We start from the raw sequence: 21,117 nt of genomic DNA on the forward strand, positions 1-21,117 counted from the left end.
TTAGATGGACTCCTGTCCTGCATCACTGATGGTGTGTTTATGATAATGGCACCCGCCATTCACAAACTTAATTCTGTTGTATTACGATTAATAGTTACAAAACACATTATTAATGATGTAAAAGCCATAGAAATCACCGCAAAACAACGTAATTACAGGGCTTTTTTTGTTTATAAATTGCACACAAGTGTAACCATCCTACAATTTTGATACATTAATTACCAATAAAAATTAACACTTTTGATGCATAAATGAAGCATATTTAACGACTAAGATTACGGTTAATTATGGGTTTTTGTTTTAGCACAACCTTCATGATGATGATTAATGCTATGTTGCGGCTCCTTTGTCACATTGATCTGCGCTGACGTAGATTATTCATTGTTTTAAACGCTAGGTAATACCATGCAATTGCATCAACTCGTCAATACTTTTGGGCAAGATTTACAACACCGTTATGGTGAAAAAGTCCATAAACTTACCTTACACGGTGGCTTTAGTTGTCCCAATCGAGATGGCACTATTGGCCGTGGTGGCTGTACATTTTGTAATGTTGCTTCATTTGCTGACGAAAAGAATCAGTTCGTGCCGATTCAACAACAACTCGCTGCTCGTGCAGGAGAGGTGCATCGCGCTCAGCGTTATTTTGCGTACTTTCAGGCATATACTAGTACTTATGCTGAAGTTCAAACGCTTAAGAAAATGTACGAGCAAGCACTGACAACCGCAGATATTGTTGGCCTTTGTGTTGGAACTCGTCCTGATTGTGTGCCCGATGCGGTATTAGATTTACTGGCGGGCTATGTTGAGCAGGGTTATGAAATTTGGTTAGAATTAGGCTTACAAACAGCTAATGATAAAACCCTTAAGCGCATTAATCGCGGGCATGATTTTGCCTGTTATGCTGAGATCACCCAACGTGCTCGAGCATTAGGCATTAAGATTTGTACTCACTTAATAGTCGGGCTGCCAGGCGATAGTAAGGCTGATAATCTGCAAACCTTAAATAAAGTAGTCGCAGTCGGCGTTGATGGAATTAAATTGCATCCATTGCATATTGTTGAAGGCAGCAAAATGGGACAGGCTTTTAAAGCGGGACGATTAGAGGCTATTAGTCTGGAAACCTATGCGGATATTGCCAGTGAAATGATTCAATTAACCCCACCAGAGGTGGTTTATCATCGCGTTGCTGCAAGTGCTCGTCGGCCAACGTTATTGGCACCAATGTGGTGTGAAAATCGCTGGTTAGCGATGACTGAAATTGGACGAATTTTAGATAAACAAGGTGCGCAAGGTAGTGCCTTAGGTAATCCATTTATTTATCAATTACCGATATTAAATCGTCAAGCATAAATGAAGCCTACGTGAAGTAGGCTTTTTTGTGCGCCACAATAAAACTTTACAGCTTTAGTTTAGGCACTAGCCGCGAGAGCGATTATGATAGGCAGTAGTGTTCGCCATAGTGGCGAGGTTGTTTTTTTTCTTGGTATTCATTGATGAAACAAATCAAAATTTTAGCCCAGTTTTATGTCGACCTTTTAGTCAAATTAGGTATTTTTCGTTTTAGTTTACTATTGGCTGCGGCGTTAGTTGCACTCGCAATGGTAGTGCAAATTGGTGTCACATTCCTGTTACACGGCACCATGCGTGATGTTGATATTATTCGCTCAGTAACCTTTGGGTTATTTATTACTCCTTGGGCAGTTTATTTCCTTTCTGTGGTGGTTGATCAATTAGAAGACTCACGCCAACGCTTAGCTAAGTTAGTGACTAAATTAGAGCAAATGCGTGCGCGTGACATGGAGCTTAATCAACAACTTCAAGCTAATATTGCCCGCTTAAATTCTGAAATTGAAGAACGTGAAAAAGCAGAAGAAGCGCTAGAGGAAGCGATACAAGATTTAGAAAATGAAGTTTATCATCGTGAAAATGCGCAAGTCGCTGTTGCTGAAAAAAGTGCGTTATTAAAATCGTTCTTAGATGCGTCGCCTGATTTGATTTATTACCGTAATGAAAAGAATCAATTTTCAGGCTGTAATCGCGCGATGGCAGAATTGGTGGGTAAAAGTGAACAACAGTTGGTTGGACTAACACCATGGGATGTTTATCCAGCGGAAGTTGCCAAACGTATTATTCAAACTGACCAAGAATTATTTGATATTAATACTGCGATGACTGATGAGCAGTGGCTTGATTATCCCAATGGTAAAAAAGCATTATTTGAACTTCGTAAAGTGCCTCTTTATGACCGCAATGGCAAACGTTTAGGTTTAATGGGGTTTGGACGTGATATTACTGAGCGCAAAAAATATGAAGACGCGCTAGAAAAAGCCAGCAGTGATAAAACGGCATTTATTTCAACCATTAGTCATGAATTACGTACTCCACTTAATGGTATTGTTGGCTTAAGCCGAATGCTATTAGAAACAGAACTGACTGATGAGCAGCGTGGTTATTTACGTACCGTCCATGTTAGTGCGATCACTTTAGGTAATATTTTTAATGATATTATTGACTTAGATAAATCAGATCGTCGTCGGTTAGAGTTACTGCCTCAGCCATTAGATCTTCATGAGTTTGTTGAAGATATTGGTAATATTTCACAATTAATGGCTGAGCAAAAAGGGCTACGGTTTGATTTGGAATATTTAACGGCTCTACCTAAAAATATTGAGGTCGATAGTACTCGCCTGCGCCAAGTGTTGTGGAATTTAATTGGTAACGCGACCAAGTTTACCAAACAAGGCGGAGTAGTATTATCGGTCAGTAGTGAAATTCATCAGCATGATGCTGAAATCATTTTTGAAGTCGAAGACAGCGGTATTGGTATTCCTAAGGCTGAAATTGAGAATATTTTTGCGATGTATTATCAGGTTCAACAAGGGGATGATAATTTACATGCGGTTGGTACTGGGATTGGTTTAGCCGTTTCACAACAATTAATTCAGTTGATGGGCGGTAATATAACGGTACATTCTGAAATAGGCGCAGGTAGTACTTTTATCGTTAAAATTCGCGCGCCCTTGGTTGAAGCTGTTGTTGAAGAGCACATTGTTACTGAAGTGCGTCCTGAAATGACAGGACTCAGTATTTTTATGGTAGAAGATATTGAACTTAATATCGTCGTCGCTAAATCACTACTTGAGCGATTAGGCCATGAAGTAACGGTGGCTATGCGTGGTGATGAGGCACTAGCCATTTTTAGGCCTGAAGATTATGATTTAGTGTTATTGGATATTCAATTGCCAGATATGACAGGATTTGATATCGCTCAAAACTTACGTCAACAATATCAAGATCTGCCAGCTTTAGTGGCATTAACCGCTAATGTGGTCAATGATAAAACAGAATATCTCGATAAAGGCATGGATGAAGTATTAAATAAACCATTGACGGTAAAAGCGATTACCAGTGTGATTGATAATCTGGTTTTAAGTTGCAGTCATGAGCTTGATGATTTAATTGATAATGAAACCGATCAGGCTGATACCACCAGTGTTAGTATGGTTGATACATTATTAGATTTGGAAATGCTAACCTCGTACGTTGAAATTGTGGGCACAGAGCCGGTATATACTAGTATTGAGATGTTTGAAAAAATGATGCCTGATTACTTGGCTATTTTAGATTCAAATATGACTGCTAAGGATCAAGACGGAATTAAGTTTGAAGCCCACAAAATAAAAGGTGCGGCGGGATCTATTGGTCTTAAACATATTCAGCAAGTGGCTCAAAAAGCGCAATCACCAGAGTTACCTGCATGGTGGGAAAATATTAATGATTGGGTTGATGAAATAAAATACAGCTATCAAGATGATATTAACGTGCTCAAAACATGGCTAAAGCAGCAGTAATGAACAATAAAAAGGCGACCTGATGGTCGCCTTTTTATTTCAATCTTTGTTAGAGAAGAAATTACTCTTCGCCTAAATCACCACAAAAGCGGTAACCTTCACCATGGATAGTGGCAATGATCTCTGGTGTATCTGCAACTGACTCAAAGTGCTTACGAATGCGACGAATAGTTACATCAACAGTACGATCATGCGGCTTTAATTCACGGCCAGTCATTTTCTTGAGTAAATCAGCACGGGTTTGAATCTTTCCTGGGTTCTCACAGAAGTGCAGTAATGCACGGAACTCAGAACGTGGTAATTTAAATTGCTCACCACTAGGACTTACTAAAGAACGGCTATTGATTTCTAATGACCAATCATTGAATTCATAACGCTCAACCAGTTTTTTATCTTCAGTTGGAAGACCTTGGTTCATTGCACGAGTTAATAGATTACGTGCACGAATCGTTAATTCTCGTGGGTTGAATGGCTTAGTGATGTAATCATCAGCACCAATTTCAAGACCTAAAATCTTATCAACTTCGTTATCACGACCGGTTAAGAACATTAATGCCATATCACCTTGTTCGCGAAGTTCACGCGCAAGTAGAAGGCCGTTCTTACCAGGAAGGTTGATATCCATGATAACAAGATGCACAGGGTTTTCAGAAAGCATCTGGTGCATTTCTGCGCCATCATTTGCTTCAAAAACAGTGTAACCCTCTGCTTCAAAAATACTCTTTAGTGTGTTACGTGTTACGTGCTCGTCTTCTACAATCAGAATGTGAGGGGTTTGCATTTTGGCAGTACCTAATATCAGAAACTAAATCTGGTTAACCACAGAATAGTTAAATTCTATAAAAAAATTCACAAATAGGACAAATGTTTTAAATAAACACTTTATTGTTACAACCTATGTGGTACACCATCCTTTCATTCAACAACATAATAACGATGTTGAAATCCCCCATAAAGCTTGGGGTGCTGGCTACAATCTCCCTGATAATGCGACAATTGTATTCACTTAACAGCTCGCTAACAATGTGGAGAGCTTAGTTGATACCTATTAGTTGGATGTTTTTTGATTTATATCAAACAGCGAGAAGAACAGTTGTTATGTTTCTAAGTCTAGTTAACCTTTATATCGGAGTAGAAAAAAAGTGTCATGATAGTAATAACAACATACAAAACGTGATACTACTGACTAATATTTAAACTTAATGACAATAAAAAATACAACATATAGTTCATCTTTATCTAAATATTGTAACAGTATCGATTAGGGTTGGCACTCATTAAGGCGAATGGATTTTAGTATAAAAGAGCTGATAATCAATATTGCGATTGTTGTTAAGAAATACGGTCAAATTTGTCTACTTTTTGAATTTTTTCGTGATGGAGGAAAGGCTAATGAAGGATTTATTACCCGATTTATGTGATTACTACCCACAAGATATTCGTTTTTTACCACTAACGTTACTTGATTATGGCTGTCATACGCCATTTGGAGGACAAATCGTTACTCTGCGCTGTTTTGAAGATAATAGTTTGGTGCGTGATATATTATCAACAGCAGGTGATGGTAAGGTTTTGTTTATTGATGGTCACGGTAGTTGTCGACGGGCATTATTAGGCGATCAATTGGCTTTATTAGCAGTAAAAAATAACTGGCAAGGTATTATTGTTAATGGCGCGATTCGAGATGTAGCAACGTTAGCACAATTACCTCTTGGCGTTAAAGCGTTGGCTGCATGCCCAATAAAAACCGATAAGCGTCAAATGGGGGAGAATAATGTGGTGTTAAATATTGCTGAAACGCTGATTTACCCTAATGATTATCTTTATGCTGATTTGAATGGCGTTATCTTAACGAGTATGGCATTAGATTTGAGTGTATTAAAAACTGAACCCTAATCCGAGTTCAATAATTTGCTCAAGTTCAGCATAGTCGACGGTGGCACGTACATTGACCTTTTGTGATACATCATATTGACTGCCGAATTCTAACCCTAATGTGGTTTTATTATTCATTGTTTCTGAGGTAATGGCACTGTTAATACTGATGCGTGGCGAGACACTATATTTAACTCCTGAGGTTAAGCCACTTGATGTTGGTTGATAATCGGTACTGGTTGTTAGATGAGTGCTGACATAAAATTGGGTATTGTCGGTGACAGAATAAGCATAACCACTGTCGATCTGCCAGACATCAAAACTTTGTTGCTGACGGGATTGCGATGATAGAAACCAGCCAGAGGTTAACGTTTGACCGCCATTATAAGTTAGGCTAGTTTTTATGGCGGTTGTCGCTTGTGCTGTGGTTGAAAGTGCTAAAAAAGTAAGTAAGCCGATCATCCTTAAATAATATTTGGTCATACCTACTCCTTTTGAATAACGACGTTATTTTAAATAGTAGGTGATGTTGTACCAATAGTAAGTGTTATAAGTGATAAATATGAATATCGATGCTTACCGTGTGATGATTGATACAATTTCAGCGTAATCTGATCAGCCTTTGCAGCCGTGATAAAATTATTTTTTCGCTATCGTTAGGTGTAATCGATGCCTATTTTGATAAGGAAAAACATCTGGGTATAACTCTTGTTTAATGTTGGCTTGTAAATATTGCCAATAACTTGCCTCAAAAAGATCTTGATGCAATTCATTAAACAATGATCTTACTTTAGGGTTAATCAGTAAAAAAGTACGAAATTCTTCAGGAAATACATCATTAACCCCAACGCTATACCAGGGCTCCGCAGCCATCTCATCTTCAGGGTAACGCGCTGCTGGAATGGTACGAAAATTCATTTCAGTCATATAAGTAATTTCATCATAGTCATAAAACACCACTCGCTTGTGACGTGTCACACCAAAGTTTTTAAATAGCATATCTCCAGGAAATATATTGGCGGCAGCTAACTGCTTAATAGCGAAACCATATTCATTGACCGCGTGCCGTAAGTCAGCATCGTTAGCGGTTTCAATATAAATGTTAAATGGAATCATTCGTCGTTCCATATATAAATGTTCAATAATGACGTTATCGTCAGTGACTGTCACAATTGAAGGCGCAATAGTGACTAACTCATTAATTAACTCGTCGCTAAAGCGTTGTCGTGGAAAACTAAAATGACGGTACTCTTGCGTGTCAGCCATTCGGCCAACCCGATCATGCTCTTTTACTAATTGATATTTTTGTTTTACTGCGTGATGGCTAATGTCTTTTTGAGGTGCAAATTTATCTTTAATTATTTTAAAAACAAAGTCATACGATGGCAGAGTAAAAACTGACATCACCATACCTTTGATGCCAGGGGCAATAATAAATTTATCGTTCGAGTGTTCTAAATGTTCGAGGAATTGGCGATAAAATTCAGTTTTACCATGCTTTTGGCAACCAATTGCGGTGTAGAGTTCGGCTAAATTTTTATTGGGTAATAGCTGAGCTAAAAAACGTACTAAGGCCGCTGGAGCGGGGCTGTAAACCATGAAATATGAGCGAGCAAAGCCAAAAATAACACTGACATCATTAACGTTACAAATACCCGCATCTAGTACTAATTGACCATCATGGTTGAGTATTGGTAGCACTAAAGGTAATGATTCACCGTTTGAAAATGTCAGTTTTCCAACTAAATAAGCTGCTTTATTACGATAAAAAGGTTCGCGAATTTGCTCTAAGGTGAGGTGTTGATCGAGTTTATTGCCAAGCTCGTTTTGTAAATGAGAAACCAACAATTGAATATCAGTTTGTTTATCACTCCAATCAAGTGTAAACGGTTGATCGTCCAACATTCTTTCAAGCATTGATGCAAGGGTTGTCTGCACACGATAGTGACGGGTTAAGGTACTAGGATAGGTCGGAATTCGGTGCTGTTGCGAGCTATGGACGAAGATATTATCGCGGTTAATATTTCGATGTTTAAAAATGCGGCAGTATACCGAATTAAAAAAACTTTCTGCAATATCATAGCGTGGGTAGTCAACCAGTAAATTTTGATAAGCATGTTTTACCGCAGTAAGACAGATTTGATTGGCATATTGCCCGCCAAGCATGATCTGAATTTGATTAGTGACTAATTCAACATGATGATCATAAAAACTAATTCGTGTTTTTAATGCTTGATGTACTTGTGCCCATTGTTGATGTTCAAACCGTTGTTGCGCTTCGGCTGTGACATCAAGGAAGCGACCAAACATTGCATCAGAGCCTTGTAAAATAGTATGTGCTATCAGTGACTCCATGGCTGCACTCATCGATTCGTCCTTAATGATGATAATTTTAGCTGCTACTTTTTATTACTATGCAATGCTCGCAGACGGACTGCAAATATTATTGTTGTTTTTTTGAACAATTAAATTCACTTTGTTGCGCATACTTTAAACGTAGCTAGAGTGTGATAATTGTAAAAACTTTATTGACTCTATATTACGATTCATGTAATCGTAAGGTAACAGCGTGTGAAAGAGAAATTGCAACGATGGCAAATGTATCCCGTATTACTATCACCACCATTATTATGACCATTACCATTAACGGTGTTGGTGCGGGCTGATATGCGCAATAATTACAACAAGCCCGCAACTCATAAAGAGCTGCGGGCTTTTTTTTCAATTTAAATTCATCAGTATTGAGTAATGCTTGTTTACAGCAAGTAGTTCAGGATAGTCACTCGGGAGTTAGGGAATGCGAGTATTTAAATTTGGCGGTTCATCATTAGCAAATGCAGAACGGTTTTTAAGAGCGGCAGATATTATTGCCAGTAATGCTAAACAAGGTGAGGTTGCAGTGGTGTTATCGGCACCCGGTAAAGTCACTAATAACTTAGTTGCGGTGATTGATAGCGCGGTAACGACAGGGAGTGCGACGCAACAAATCACAACATTAGAAACAGTTTTTAATGATCTCTTTAATGGCCTTAAAGCGCTTGAACCTCGTTTTGAACAACAACTATTAACCACCAAACTAGCTGCAACGATTGAGCAATTACAACAATATGTCCATGGCATTCAATTATTAGGATTATGCCCTGATAATGTTTATGCTAAGGTGATCAGTAAAGGCGAGCGGCTATCGATTTTGGCAATGAAGTCATTATTAGAAGCCAAAGGCCAGCCAGCAAGTTTGATTGATCCGGTTCAGTATTTATATGCTGAAGGCGATTACCTCGAAGCACATGTTGATATTGAAATTTCAACCCAAAACTTCCGCAATAACCCTTTGCCAGCAAACCATGTTTGTATTATGCCAGGCTTTACAGCAGGTAACCGTCAAGGCGAATTAGTCACACTTGGCCGTAATGGCTCAGATTATTCAGCAGCAGTATTAGCGGCTTGTTTACGGGCTGATTGTTGCGAAATCTGGACTGATGTTGATGGTGTTTATAGTTGTGATCCGCGCTTAGTTCCTGATGCGCGTTTATTGAAATCGTTAAGCTATCAAGAAGCGATGGAGCTGTCTTATTTTGGTGCATCAGTATTGCATCCCAAAACCATTGCCCCAATTGCTCAATTTCATATTCCTTGCTTAATCAAAAATAGCTTTAATCCGCAGGGTGCAGGTACTCTGATTGGTCAAGATACAGGTGAAGATCAGCTTGATATTAAAGGTATTACAACCTTAAAAGATTTAACTATGGTTAACGTTTCTGGCCCAGGAATGAAAGGCATGGTTGGCATGGCGGCACGCGTATTTGGTGCAATGTCTAGCGCTGGAGTATCGGTAGTCTTAATTACACAATCATCTTCTGAATACAGCATTAGTTTCTGTATTGAAACCGCCGATAAGCTTGCAGCTAAGAAAGCATTAATTGCCAGTTTTGAATTGGAACTAAAAGAAGGTTTGTTAGAACCAGTAGAATTTAGTGACGACTTATCGATTGTCACTTTAGTCGGTGATGGTATGCGTACTTCACATGGCGTAGCATCACGTTTCTTCACTGCGCTAGCTGAAGTTGATGTCAATATTGTGGCGATTGCTCAAGGCTCTTCTGAGCGTGCTATTTCAGCGGTTATTCCACAAAATAAAGTCTCCGAGGCGGTTAAAGCCTGTCATGAAAACTTATTTAATAGCCAGCATACACTGGATGTATTTGTGGTCGGTGTGGGTGGTGTGGGTGGCGAGCTGATTGATCAAATTCATCGCCAACAACCAAAACTGTCTCAAAAAGGGATTGTGATTCGCGTCTGTGGTATGGCGAACAGTAAGGGTCTATTACTTGATAGTAATGGCTTTGTGCTTGATAGCTGGCGTGATCTGATGGGAGCGGTAACTGAGCCATTACAGCTACAGCGGATGGTTGAATTAGTGCGCAATAACCATATCATTAATCCGGTTATCATCGACTGTACTTCAGATCAAACCATTGCAGAACAATATGCTGATTATCTTGCAGCGGGGTTCCATGTAATTACCCCAAATAAGAAAGCCAATACTGCTAGTATGGCCTATTACCAACAATTGCGCCAAGCTGCGCGTGTTGGTCACCGTAAGTTTATGTATGACACCACTGTCGGTGCTGGTTTGCCAGTTATTGAAAATCTGCAAAATTTACTTGCAGCCGGTGATGAATTGGTGCGGTTCTCAGGTATTTTATCGGGCTCACTTTCTTATATTTTTGGTAAGTTAGATGAAGGTATGAGCTTTAGTGAGGCGACAACCGTTGCACGTAATAATGGCTTTACTGAGCCTGATGCGCGTGATGATCTGTCTGGCATGGACGTTGCTCGTAAACTTCTGATCTTAGCTCGTGAAGCTGGATTAGAATTAGAACTTGAAGATGTAGTAGTAGAACAAGCGTTACCGCCAGGTTTTGATGCTTCAGGTTCTGTCGATGAATTTATGGCACGACTGCCACAAGCTGATGCATATTTTGCAGACTTAGCAGCTGCAGCGGCTAAAGAAGAGAAAGTATTACGTTATGTTGGTGAAATTGATAACGGTACTTGTAAGGTTAAAATTGTGGCGGTTAACCCTGATGATCCCATGTTTAAAATTAAAGACGGTGAAAATGCCTTGGCTTTCTATAGCCGTTATTACCAGCCGATTCCATTAGTGCTACGTGGTTATGGTGCGGGTACTGAAGTAACTGCTGCTGGTGTGTTTGCTGATCTTATGCGTACATTAGGCTGGAAGCGAGGTATCTAACATGAGTGTTGTTGTTTATGCTCCGGCCTCGATTGGCAATGTCAGTGTTGGCTTTGATGTGTTAGGCGCAGCAGTGTCTCCTATTGATGGATCATTACTGGGCGATCGGGTTGAGGTTGCCGCTGGTAAGGCTGCATTTAGTTTGCAATGTGTTGGCGCTTTTGTAGATAAGTTGCCCCAACAAGCTGAACAAAATATTGTTTATCGCTGTTGGCAGGTGTTTGCACGTGAGCTTGACCGTAAGGGGATCACCTTACTGCCTGTTGCCATAACGCTAGAAAAAAACATGCCGATTGGCTCTGGTTTAGGTTCAAGTGCCTGTTCGATTGTGGCGGCGCTTGATGCTTTGAACCAATACCATCAACAGCCGTTAACCAGTAATGAATTATTGGCTCTGATGGGAGAGATGGAAGGCGAAGTGTCTGGCAGTATCCATTACGATAATGTCGCCCCTTGTTTTTTAGGCGGGCTGCAATTTATGGTGCAAGAGATGGACATTATTAGCCAATCAGTACCTTGCTTTGATGATTGGTATTGGGTCATGGCTTACCCTGGCATAAAAGTGCCAACCGCTGAAGCTCGCGCTATTTTACCGGCACAATATCGCCGTCAAGATGTGATTGCTCATGGGCGTTATTTGGGAGGGTTCATTCATGCTTGTCATTCTCAACAGCCATTACTTGCTGCAAAAATGATCCATGATGTTGTCGCTGAACCCTACCGTGAAAAGTTATTACCTAAATTTAATCAAGCACGAAAATATGCTCTTGAAGCAGGGGCTATAGCAAGTGGTATTTCTGGTTCTGGGCCAACGATGTTTAGCATTTGTACCGATCTTGAAGTTGCACAACGGTTAGCAAACTGGTTAACCGTTAATTATGTCCAAAATGATGAAGGTTTTGTTCATGTTTGTCGGCTTGATAAACAAGGTGCAAAAGTTACAGGGAGTGAGTTATAACCATGAAATTGTATAATCTAAAACAACATCAACAACAGGTTTCATTTGGTCAGGCTGTACGTCAAGGCTTAGGGCGTAACCAAGGTCTATTCTTTCCAGCAGAACTCCCTCAATTTAGTGATATTGATGCATTGTTAGAGATGGATTTTGTTACCCGTAGTAGTAAGATCCTTTCCGCTTTTATCGGTGATGAATTAAGTGAAGAAACCGTTAGCCAAATGGTTGATAGTGCTTTTCAATTTCCAGCACCTATCAATAAAGTAAAAGACGGCGTGTATGCGTTAGAGTTGTTCCATGGGCCAACATTAGCCTTCAAAGATTTTGGTGGTCGCTTTATGGCACAATCACTAGCAGCAGTAACAGCTGATAGTGAAACTGATATCACGATTTTAACCGCCACCTCTGGTGATACTGGTGCTGCTGTTGCTCATGCTTTCTATGGTATGGATAACATCAAGGTCGTGATTTTGTACCCGAAGGGCAAGATCAGTCCATTACAGGAAAAGATGTTCTGTACATTAGGTAACAACATTACCACGGTTGCGGTGAATGGCACATTTGATGATTGCCAAGCGCTAGTGAAACAAGCATTTGATGATGCTAAATTACGTGAAGATATCGGCTTAAATTCAGCAAATTCAATCAATATTAGCCGCTTAATGGCGCAGATCTGTTACTACTTTGAAGCCGTTGCTCAACTACCTAAAGCGGAACGTGAACAATTAGTGATTTCAGTACCTAGCGGTAACTTTGGTAACTTAACCGCGGGCTTATTAGCTAAATCGCTAGGTTTACCTGTTAAACGTTTTATTGCAGCAACCAATGTTAACGATACTGTTCCGCGTTATTTAAAAACCGGCGACTGGAGCCCTAAGGCGACGGTTGCCACGATTTCAAATGCAATGGATGTTAGTCAACCGAATAACTGGCCACGAATTGAAGAATTATGCCAACTCAAAGGGTGGGGATTAAATCAATTGGGCTATGGCGCGGTTGATGATCAGCAAACTGCGGTAACATTAAAACAAATGTATGCTGATGGGTATTTGTGTGAGCCACATGGTGCGATTGCTTACAATGTGCTTGAACAACAATTAGCTGCGAATGAAACGGGCTTATTTTTGTGTACAGCGCATCCAGCGAAGTTTAAAGATGTGGTTGATGATATTTTAGCGACTGATATTGCGTTACCAGCCCCACTCGCAAAGCATAATGCGATGCCGTTACTCTCATTAGAGTCCAATAATGATTTTGCTGCGGTTAAAGACATTTTATATTCAGTACAACCGACTAAATAAGGTGTCGTTATTGTATTAATGATAAAAAAGGAGCCATAGGCTCCTTTTTTATTGCAGCATCTTGCTCTAATCAAGACACTTACACTAAGGCCGAAATTATAGGCTGTTAGTGAAAGTACGAGCGATAACGTCTTGCTGCTGTTCAGTTGTTAGAGAGTTAAAGCGTACAGCATAACCTGATACACGAATCGTTAGCTGTGGGTATTTCTCTGGGTGTGCTGCAGCATCTACTAGTGTTTCACGCTTAAGAACGTTAACGTTCAAGTGTTGACCACCTTCGATTTTTGCTGGTGCTTCGATAGCTAGTTCACGGTACTCAATGTCACCAAGATCTGCTTGTGCGATAACTTGGTCAGCTTCGTAGTTGCCAGACGCACAAACACAACGCGCTTCGTTAGACTCGCTATCTAGGATCCAGATTGAGTTTAGTAGATCATCGTTTGCTGCTTTAGTAATTTGAATACCAGTAATCATAACTTTTCTCCAAGGAAATTGTTGTTAATTTATTCGTTTTTGTATTGAGCTACCTATTATATAGCCTTCAATGCACTTTTGGGTATTGATGTAGATCAAGTTACTACAAAAAACCTTAAATATAATAAGGCTGTTTTATTGAGCTAGGTCAATCTAACTGCATTTTGGCAGGGAATCAACTAAAATTAGTAAATTTAAAAAATAATTTTAATGTTATTTTGTTGTAAAATAACAACATTTTATAGTGTAACTATATACTCGCAGTGAATATATTGTCATTTTTTGTGGTTTTTTATGTTAAATTTGGCGAGTGACATTAGCGTTGTTGATATGTTGCTTAATGGTTATTTTTGAGGGTGATTATGAAATTAATTGGTGCACATGTGTCTGCGGCTGGTGGTGTGTTTAATGCCCCTGCTAACGCCAAGGCTATTAATGCAACGGCATTCGCATTATTCACAAAGAACCAACGCCAATGGCAAGCAAAGCCATTAGATGCTGCTACCATCACGGCATTTAAGGCCCGTTGCCAGCAACTTGGTTTTGATGCGAATGCTATTTTGCCGCATGACTCTTATTTAATTAATTTAGGTGCGCCAGAAACTGACAAGCTAGAAAAGTCACGGTTAGCATTTATAGATGAAATGCAGCGTTGTCAGCAATTAGGTTTACATTTATTGAACTTTCATCCTGGCAGTCATTTAAAGAAAATTTCTGAAACAGAATGTTTAAGATTAATTGCAGAATCAATTAATTTAGCCCATCAGCAAGTTGATGATGTGATTGCAGTGATCGAAAATACTGCTGGTCAAGGATCTAATTTAGGTTGGCGTTTTGAGCATTTAGCTGAAATCATTTCGCAAGTGGACGATAAATCACGTGTTGGGGTGTGCATTGATACCTGCCATACCTTTGCGGCTGGTTATGATTTGCGCACCATGGAAGCGACACAAGCGACTTTTGCTGAATTTGATCAGGTAGTGGGCATGCAGTATTTACGCGCGATGCATTTAAATGATTCTAAAGGAGAGTTAGGCAGTCGCTTAGATCGTCATCATAGTTTGGGAGAAGGCGCGATCGGATGGGACTGTTTTCGTTTCTTAATGCAAGATAGTCGATTTAATAATATGCCGTTAATATTAGAAACCATTAACCCTGATATTTGGCAGCATGAAATTGCAACATTACGTGGCTTTGCACTAGAGGAATAATCAATGACAGTAAGTTGGCAAGCATTTATCGAGCAGCAACAACAATTAGCGTATTTTAAAAATATTGAACAAGCAGTGACACTCGCTCGCGCTGAAGGTAAAACGGTTTTTCCTCCTCAAAAAGATGTATTTAACGCGTTTACAAGTACACCATTAGCGACAACGAAAGTGGTGATTTTAGGTCAAGATCCTTATCATGGCCCGAATCAAGCCCATGGATTGAGTTTTTCGGTATTACCCGGCGTAAAAACACCGCCATCATTGGTTAATATGTATAAAGAATTAGCGACTGATATTGATGGGTTTACTATTCCTGACCAAGGGTATTTGCAGTTGTGGGCTGAGCAAGGGGTATTATTACTTAATACTGTGTTAACGGTTGAGCAAGGTAACGCGCATTCCCATGCCAAAATTGGTTGGGAAACGTTTACTGATCGCGCTATTGAATATATTAATGATAATACCGAAGGGGTGATTTTTTTATTGTGGGGCGCTCATGCTCAAAAGAAAGGTAAAAAAATAGATGCCAATCGACACCATATTCTGACCTCTGCTCATCCATCACCATTGTCTGCTTACCGTGGTTTTTTTGGTTGTAAGCATTTCTCAGCAACGAATGCGTTATTAATTACGATGAATAAAACGCCGATTGATTGGCAATTATAATCACAGGGTAATATTGCTTAAAAGAATAAAACGGCCAGCTGTGAAGCTGGCCGTTATTGGTTGTTACTAAAAATCAAAATCATCACTATTGAAACTACCGCACATATCCATATCTTGTAGTTCTCGACGTAGTCTTTGACGATCTTTTAAGGCTTCAATTTCACGCCATTTTCTCTTTTCAGGTTTTGCGCGAGAGCGGCGTGAAACAGTATCCGTAGTCATCATATCGTCGAATGCAAAGCTATCCATAAAGCACCTATTCCTACTTTTCGCTTGATGTAAGCGATCAGATTATTTATTACCATAGAATGACTCACAATAAAATTGAACTGTTTCTCATTTGTTACTGAAAGATGAAATATTTATGTGCAGAACATCACGATTGGTGATTTTTGGGTTAAATAACGACCTGTTATAGTGTTAAATAATAGTTTTATAGCTTTGGTGACCTTATGTTATCAAAGGTGCTGATAACATAAGATTTATTGATAATTAAAGGGCTGTAATCATTATTTTTTTGTTATTAGCAGATTATGTAACACATTGTAAAAATAACGAGAATGAGATTATTTTTATTTTAATAAAGGTCTTATACTTTAATAGTAAAGTTATAGCTTAAATTATTTACAAATAATAACTGATGCTTATAACGTATTCTTATTGAGGTGATTAGTGTTCTTGTTCGCGACAGATAACAGTGCAAGTTAGGGCTTTATATCATTCTTTATCGATCAGTGAAGGCATCAATGTGAACAGTCAAATTAACTTTATCAATGATTTGTTGTGGGGCTCGATATTGATATATTTGCTAATTGGTATTGGCATTTATTTTACTTATCGGCTTAATTTTATTCAATTCCGCCATTTTAAGCATATGTTTGCGGTAATGAAAAATAGCCGTAAATCGGATTCGGCAGGTATTTCTTCTTTTCAAGCCTTATGTACCAGTCTCGCAGCAAGAGTTGGCACGGGCAATATGGCAGGGGTGGCGGTTGCGTTAACACTTGGCGGCCCAGGATCTATTTTTTGGATGTGGTTAATTGCTATGTTAGGCATGGCAACCGCTTTTGCAGAAAGCACATTAGCACAACTGTATAAAACCCGTGATGATGATGGTAATTATCGTGGTGGGCCTGCCTATTATATGGAGCGAGGCTTGGGAATGCGTTGGATGGGAGTGATGTTTTCTATCTTTCTTATCATTGCTTTTGGGCTAGTTTTTAATGCGGTACAAGCTAATTCAATTTCTCAAGCTACTGAGGTTGCGTTTGGATGGCAGCCACAATATGTTGGTTTAGGATTGGTTTTATTAACCGGGGTGGTTATTTTTGGCGGCATGCGAGCGATCGCACGTACCGCTGAGGTTTTAGTACCGACAATGGCGTTGTGTTACCTCGGATTAGCATTGTTTATTATGCTGAGTAATATCGAGCAACTGCCACATATATTCATGCTTATTTTTCGAAGCGCATTTGGATTTGAAGAAGCAGCTTCTGGCGCATTAGGGTATACCATTGCTCAAGGTATGATTAATGGCCTTAAACGCGGTTTGTTTTCAAATGAAGCTGGCATGGGATCGGCACCCAATGCTGCTGCATCTGCAACGCCTTACCCCCCTCATCCCGCTTCACAAGGTTATGTGCAAATGCTGGGGGTGTTTATGGACACCATTGTCATTTGCTCTGCAACCGTGGCAATTATTTTAATGTCTGGTGAATATGAACCGTATAGTAGTATTACTGGGATTGAATTAACCCAACAAGCGGTGAGTTCACAAGTCGGTGATTGGGGCGGTATTTTTATTGCGATTGCGATTTTCTTTTTCTCCTTTACATCATTAATAGCTAATTATTCTTATGCTGAAACCAACCTGATTTTTTTAGAACGTAATCATAAAGTGGGGCTGAATGCCTTTCGAATAGTAGTGCTATGTATGGTGATGTTTGGTGCGCTGGCTGATTTGCCAACAGTATGGGCGATGGCTGATATTTCTATGGGAATGATGGCAATGATAAACTTGGCTGCGATAGTATTGCTTTCTGGCACGGTGGTTAAGTTAGCCCAAGATTATAATAAGCAGTTATCACTTGGAAAAGTGCCAACATTTCATCGCCAAGACTACCCTGAACTACAGGGGCAACTTGAAGATGGTGTATGGGATCAGCCGAGTTCATCATCGAGGTCAACAATAGGCTAATTGTTGTTATACCTATTAATTAAATAGTAATAACCATCATGGTTGAAGGTGGTTTTTTAATGTGATGGTGGTAGTCTAATTAGGTCAGACTTTAAAGGAAAAAGCCTTATGTTAATCGTGGTATCACCAGCCAAAACGTTAGATTATGAATCGCCATTGGCAATATCAACATTTACCTTACCAGAGCTTACGGATCATTCTGCTGAATTGATTGATGTCTGCCGTGAACTTACGCCAATGGATATTGCAAGCTTAATGAAGGTCAGTGATAAAATTGCTGGACTAAATGCAGCCCGTTTTGCTGAATGGCAGCCACAGTTTACGGTGGATAATGCACGACAGGCTATTTTGGCATTTAAAGGTGATGTCTATACAGGATTAGCCGCAGAAACCATGACTGAAGCTCAGTTTGCTTATGCTCAGCAGCATTTACGCATGTTGTCTGGTTTATATGGTTTACTACGTCCACTAGATTTGATGCAACCTTATCGCTTAGAGATGGGGACCAAATTGACTAACCCTCGTGGTACTAATCTGTATCAGTTCTGGGGCGATATTATTACTGATAAATTGAATCTAGCATTAGCAGAACAGGGCGATGATATTCTGATCAACCTTGCATCTAATGAATATTTTAAAGCGGTAAAGCCGAAAAAGTTAAATGCTCAACTTATCACGCCGATTTTTAAAGATTGTAAAAACGGTACTTATAAAGTGATCAGTTTTTATGCTAAAAAAGCTCGAGGCATGATGGCGCGCTATATTATTGATAATCAAATTACCTCAATTGAAGCATTAAAGAAATTTGATAGCGCAGGTTATTATTTCGTCGCAGCGGAATCAACCGCGAAGGAATTGGTGTTTAAGCGCGAACAGCAAAACTAACACTGCTATCGTGTTTTAAGAACAAAAAAAGGCCAACGTATTAGCGTTGGCCTTGTTATTTTATCTGTGTTGTAAAAGAAAAATTACGACTTATCTTGGCTTTTTTTAGCCGCTTGTTTGATTTTCTTTTTCGCTTTCGCTTCTTTTACTTTTTTAGTTACTTTTTTCTTCTTCTTGGCAGTGCTTGGTTTTTTGGTCTGTGGACGCAAGCCATGAATAAAGCGTTCTTGAATTTCTTCTTTCATGTAGCGACTAATACGCTCGATCATTCCTTGGTCATGCGCTTCAACTAAGGCGATAGCAGTGCCTTTCTTACCCGCACGTGCGGTACGACCAATACGGTGTACATACACTTCAGCTGTACGTGGTAAATCAAAGTTAATTACATGGCTAACATCGGGTAAATCGATACCACGAGCAGCAACGTCTGTCGCAATTAATACGTTCACTACACCATCACGGAAACGGGTGATCATATTCGTACGTGCAGCTTGTGCCATTTCACCTTGAATCCAGTTACAAGGGATACCCATTGCGTCTAATTGACTGCGAAGGATAGCTAGGCGTTCGCGTGTTTTGACAAAGATGATGGTGCGTTCAGCTTGATCTTTAATGATGTTTTCTAATAGAGCGAGTTTGTGCTCCATGTTGTCACAGCGAAGGTACATCTGGTGGATCTTCTTACGCTCACGGCGAGAAGGATCAGCATTGACTTCAAGTGGTTCATTCAGAATTGTTTCTGAGAACTCACGTACACCTTTACCTTCTAAAGTTGCCGAGAATAATAAGCTTTGACGACGCCAGCGACATTCATGGTTGATGCGCTCAACAATTTTACCAAAGCCCATATCCAACATACGGTCAGCTTCATCAAGAATCAGACATTCAATTGCGCGGCAATCAAATTTCTCTGACTCAATGTATTCCATTAAACGACCTGGTGTTGCTACAACGATATCTTGCGTTTTGCCAAGTAGCTCAGCATGCTCATCGTAAGAGATACCACCAGTAATGGTAAATATTTTTAAGTTAGTGTATTTAGCCAGCGCACGCGCATGCTCAGTAACTTGAATCGCTAATTCACGAGTCGGGGTTAAGATCAGTACACGTGCAGGCCCCGGCTTTTTGCGTGGGAAATCTTGCAAGTGCTGAATCATTGGCAGTAAAAACGCGGCTGTTTTTCCGGTCCCTGTTGGTGCAGAAGCCATCACATCTTTACCGTCAAGGGCATGAGGGATAGCCTGCGCTTGAACTACGGTTGGGCGGCTATAGCCGATCTCGTCAATCGCTCGTAATAGCTCGCTATCTAACTCTAATTCGGAAAAGTCTTTCACCAGTTATCTCTCCCAAGACAAATGCTAAATATGTTCTCGTTACTGTGCTTTTAAAGCGTAACCAGAACATGGGTATTTATATTAAGGGGCGGCATTATAGCCACTCTTGGCGTAAGTAACACCGATTAAAACATAAAAACTTCAGTTAATGATCAATATTCACCATTATAAGATTATGTTTTATGCCACTAGCGATTACATTTTTAAGTAAAAATCTTTAGTAAGTGCAATAAAATCAGATGAATAGCTGTTTTCAGTATGAATGCAAAGCTGGTGTTGTTCAGTAATGGCACTATTTTTTGTTAATTCAATCAATGTGCGCATAAACGGTTTGTGTGGTGTCGAACGAACATCACAACGGCGTTGGCAGTATAAACCGTATGCCGCTGCTTGAGTAAGCAGTTGCTGGCCTTCATAAGTTGGTAGAATCAGACTGGCACAGCCATCTGTGGTTAATAAATGACGAATAGTCGCTAACAGCTGTTGATGGCTAAGGGTATCGGTATGGCGTGCAGTAGCGCGGTGTTGTCGTTGTGCCTGCTGACCCGTATTAAAATAAGGTGGATTACAAATAATACTATCAATCGATTCTGCAGCAATAGCTTGGCACCAATGATTAATGTCACTGTCAATGCATTGTAAGCGAGATGACCACGGTGATGCTGCAAAGTTCGCGGTTGCGGCGGTTATGGCTGCGACATCTAATTCAATCGCAGTGATCACTGCCGCAGATGTACGCTGTGCCGCCATTAATGCTAATAAGCCACTGCCGGTACCAATATCAACAATATGCCCATGCTGCGGTAACCTTGCCCACGCGCCTAATAATACGCCATCGGTACTGATCGGCATGCCGCAGCCGTGATCATTGATTGTAAATTGTTTAAAGCTAAAGCTGCGACTCATGATGGATCCTTGGGTGATAGTATTACTGTTAGGTTTATAAAACATGCAAAAGCATATAAAGCGGTGGCGATATAATCAAAAACGCACACTTGATAATAAACTGTTCATTTATTGTTAATTAGTTGTTACTTCTTTTTTGTAAGTATGGTTTTTATGACTTAAATTGGCTTTTAATTCTGTTTTTAAATTAAAAAATGGTTGT

General features: G+C 39.8%; 17 protein-coding genes and 1 other annotated feature. Of the genes, 10 read left to right on the forward strand and 7 right to left on the reverse strand.

The annotated features are described in order from the left end of the window. Positions 1-405 precede the first annotated feature (405 nt). Together G6R09_RS15510 and arcB are read left to right on the forward strand one after the other, a co-directional pair. Positions 406-1,353: a TIGR01212 family radical SAM protein gene (locus tag G6R09_RS15510; protein ID WP_065169121.1), complete on the forward strand. Its 948-nt coding sequence runs from the start codon at positions 406-408 to the stop codon at positions 1,351-1,353. 143 nt (positions 1,354-1,496) lie between these two features. Continuing rightward, the gene (arcB, locus tag G6R09_RS15515) at positions 1,497-3,854 is read left to right on the forward strand and encodes an aerobic respiration two-component sensor histidine kinase ArcB (RefSeq protein ID WP_163923421.1); all 2,358 of its coding nucleotides are present in this window, start codon (positions 1,497-1,499) and stop codon (positions 3,852-3,854) included. Between the two features lie 61 nt (positions 3,855-3,915). Here the strand turns inward: arcB and arcA are convergent, their stop codons facing one another. Then, positions 3,916-4,635 (reverse strand): two-component system response regulator ArcA, encoded by a 720-nt coding sequence (gene arcA / locus G6R09_RS15520; protein WP_060997621.1) that lies wholly within the window; start codon positions 4,633-4,635, stop codon positions 3,916-3,918. A gap of 611 nt (positions 4,636-5,246) precedes the next feature. On the opposite strand from arcA, the gene G6R09_RS15525 reads away from it, so the two are divergent. After that, the gene (locus G6R09_RS15525; RefSeq protein ID WP_065169123.1) at positions 5,247-5,750 is read left to right on the forward strand and encodes a putative 4-hydroxy-4-methyl-2-oxoglutarate aldolase; all 504 of its coding nucleotides are present in this window, start codon (positions 5,247-5,249) and stop codon (positions 5,748-5,750) included. Here the strand turns inward: G6R09_RS15525 and G6R09_RS15530 are convergent. Together G6R09_RS15530 and aceK are read right to left on the reverse strand one after the other, a co-directional pair. Then, positions 5,733-6,212 (reverse strand): hypothetical protein, encoded by a 480-nt coding sequence (locus G6R09_RS15530; RefSeq protein ID WP_163923424.1) that lies wholly within the window; start codon positions 6,210-6,212, stop codon positions 5,733-5,735. The genes G6R09_RS15525 and G6R09_RS15530 overlap by 18 nt on opposite strands. A gap of 156 nt (positions 6,213-6,368) precedes the next feature. Next, positions 6,369-8,096 carry a bifunctional isocitrate dehydrogenase kinase/phosphatase gene (gene aceK / locus G6R09_RS15535; RefSeq protein ID WP_065177322.1) on the reverse strand — a complete coding sequence of 576 codons (1,728 nt, stop codon included), beginning with the start codon at positions 8,094-8,096 and terminating at the stop codon, positions 6,369-6,371. Positions 8,097-8,327: 231 nt separating this feature from the next. Then, positions 8,328-8,452 (forward strand) — a sequence feature (Thr leader region). 74 nt (positions 8,453-8,526) lie between these two features. Between aceK and thrA the strand changes: the two genes are divergently transcribed. The 3 genes from thrA to thrC are packed head-to-tail and all read left to right on the forward strand — an operon-like array spanning position 8,527 to position 13,242. Continuing rightward, a complete protein-coding gene (thrA, locus tag G6R09_RS15540) occupies positions 8,527-10,986 on the forward strand; it encodes a bifunctional aspartate kinase/homoserine dehydrogenase I (RefSeq protein ID WP_163923427.1) in 2,460 nt (819 codons plus the stop codon). Between the two features lies 1 nt (position 10,987). Further along, positions 10,988-11,944, forward strand: coding sequence for a homoserine kinase (thrB, locus tag G6R09_RS15545; RefSeq protein WP_065169125.1), 957 nt, complete (start codon positions 10,988-10,990; stop codon positions 11,942-11,944). A 2-nt stretch (positions 11,945-11,946) separates the two neighbouring features. After that, on the forward strand, positions 11,947-13,242 hold the full coding sequence (gene thrC / locus G6R09_RS15550) for a threonine synthase (RefSeq protein ID WP_065177321.1): 1,296 nt from the start codon (positions 11,947-11,949) through the stop codon (positions 13,240-13,242). Positions 13,243-13,338: 96 nt separating this feature from the next. On the opposite strand, the gene grcA is transcribed toward thrC, so the two are convergent. Beyond that, positions 13,339-13,716 carry an autonomous glycyl radical cofactor GrcA gene (gene grcA / locus G6R09_RS15555; protein ID WP_060997628.1) on the reverse strand — a complete coding sequence of 126 codons (378 nt, stop codon included), beginning with the start codon at positions 13,714-13,716 and terminating at the stop codon, positions 13,339-13,341. Positions 13,717-14,078: 362 nt separating this feature from the next. On the opposite strand from grcA, the gene nfo reads away from it, so the two are divergent. Next, positions 14,079-14,927, forward strand: coding sequence for a deoxyribonuclease IV (nfo, locus tag G6R09_RS15560; RefSeq protein ID WP_065169126.1), 849 nt, complete (start codon positions 14,079-14,081; stop codon positions 14,925-14,927). A 3-nt stretch (positions 14,928-14,930) separates the two neighbouring features. Then, positions 14,931-15,593 (forward strand): uracil-DNA glycosylase, encoded by a 663-nt coding sequence (gene ung / locus G6R09_RS15565; protein WP_163923430.1) that lies wholly within the window; start codon positions 14,931-14,933, stop codon positions 15,591-15,593. A 66-nt stretch (positions 15,594-15,659) separates the two neighbouring features. Here ung and G6R09_RS15570 read toward each other — a convergent pair whose 3' ends face one another. Beyond that, positions 15,660-15,842, reverse strand: coding sequence for a DUF3545 family protein (locus tag G6R09_RS15570; RefSeq protein WP_060997631.1), 183 nt, complete (start codon positions 15,840-15,842; stop codon positions 15,660-15,662). A 499-nt stretch (positions 15,843-16,341) separates the two neighbouring features. Here G6R09_RS15570 and G6R09_RS15575 point away from each other — a divergent pair, with 499 nt between their 5' ends. Continuing rightward, positions 16,342-17,790, forward strand: a complete 1,449-nt coding sequence (locus tag G6R09_RS15575) for a sodium:alanine symporter family protein (RefSeq protein WP_065169128.1) — start codon at positions 16,342-16,344, stop codon at positions 17,788-17,790. A 108-nt stretch (positions 17,791-17,898) separates the two neighbouring features. Beyond that, positions 17,899-18,675 carry a peroxide stress protein YaaA gene (gene yaaA, locus G6R09_RS15580; protein WP_065169129.1) on the forward strand — a complete coding sequence of 259 codons (777 nt, stop codon included), beginning with the start codon at positions 17,899-17,901 and terminating at the stop codon, positions 18,673-18,675. Between the two features lie 83 nt (positions 18,676-18,758). Here yaaA and srmB read toward each other — a convergent pair whose 3' ends face one another. Further along, entirely contained in the window at positions 18,759-20,009 is a 1,251-nt protein-coding gene (gene srmB, locus G6R09_RS15585; RefSeq protein WP_065169130.1) for an ATP-dependent RNA helicase SrmB, read from the reverse strand. A 195-nt stretch (positions 20,010-20,204) separates the two neighbouring features. Beyond that, positions 20,205-20,915 (reverse strand): tRNA1(Val) (adenine(37)-N6)-methyltransferase, encoded by a 711-nt coding sequence (locus G6R09_RS15590; protein WP_163923433.1) that lies wholly within the window; start codon positions 20,913-20,915, stop codon positions 20,205-20,207. Positions 20,916-21,117 lie beyond the last annotated feature (202 nt).

Origin of the sequence: Photobacterium sp. Alg240-V54, from assembly GCF_900537155.1 — a bacterium.
GTDB lineage: Bacteria > Pseudomonadota > Gammaproteobacteria > Enterobacterales > Vibrionaceae > Photobacterium.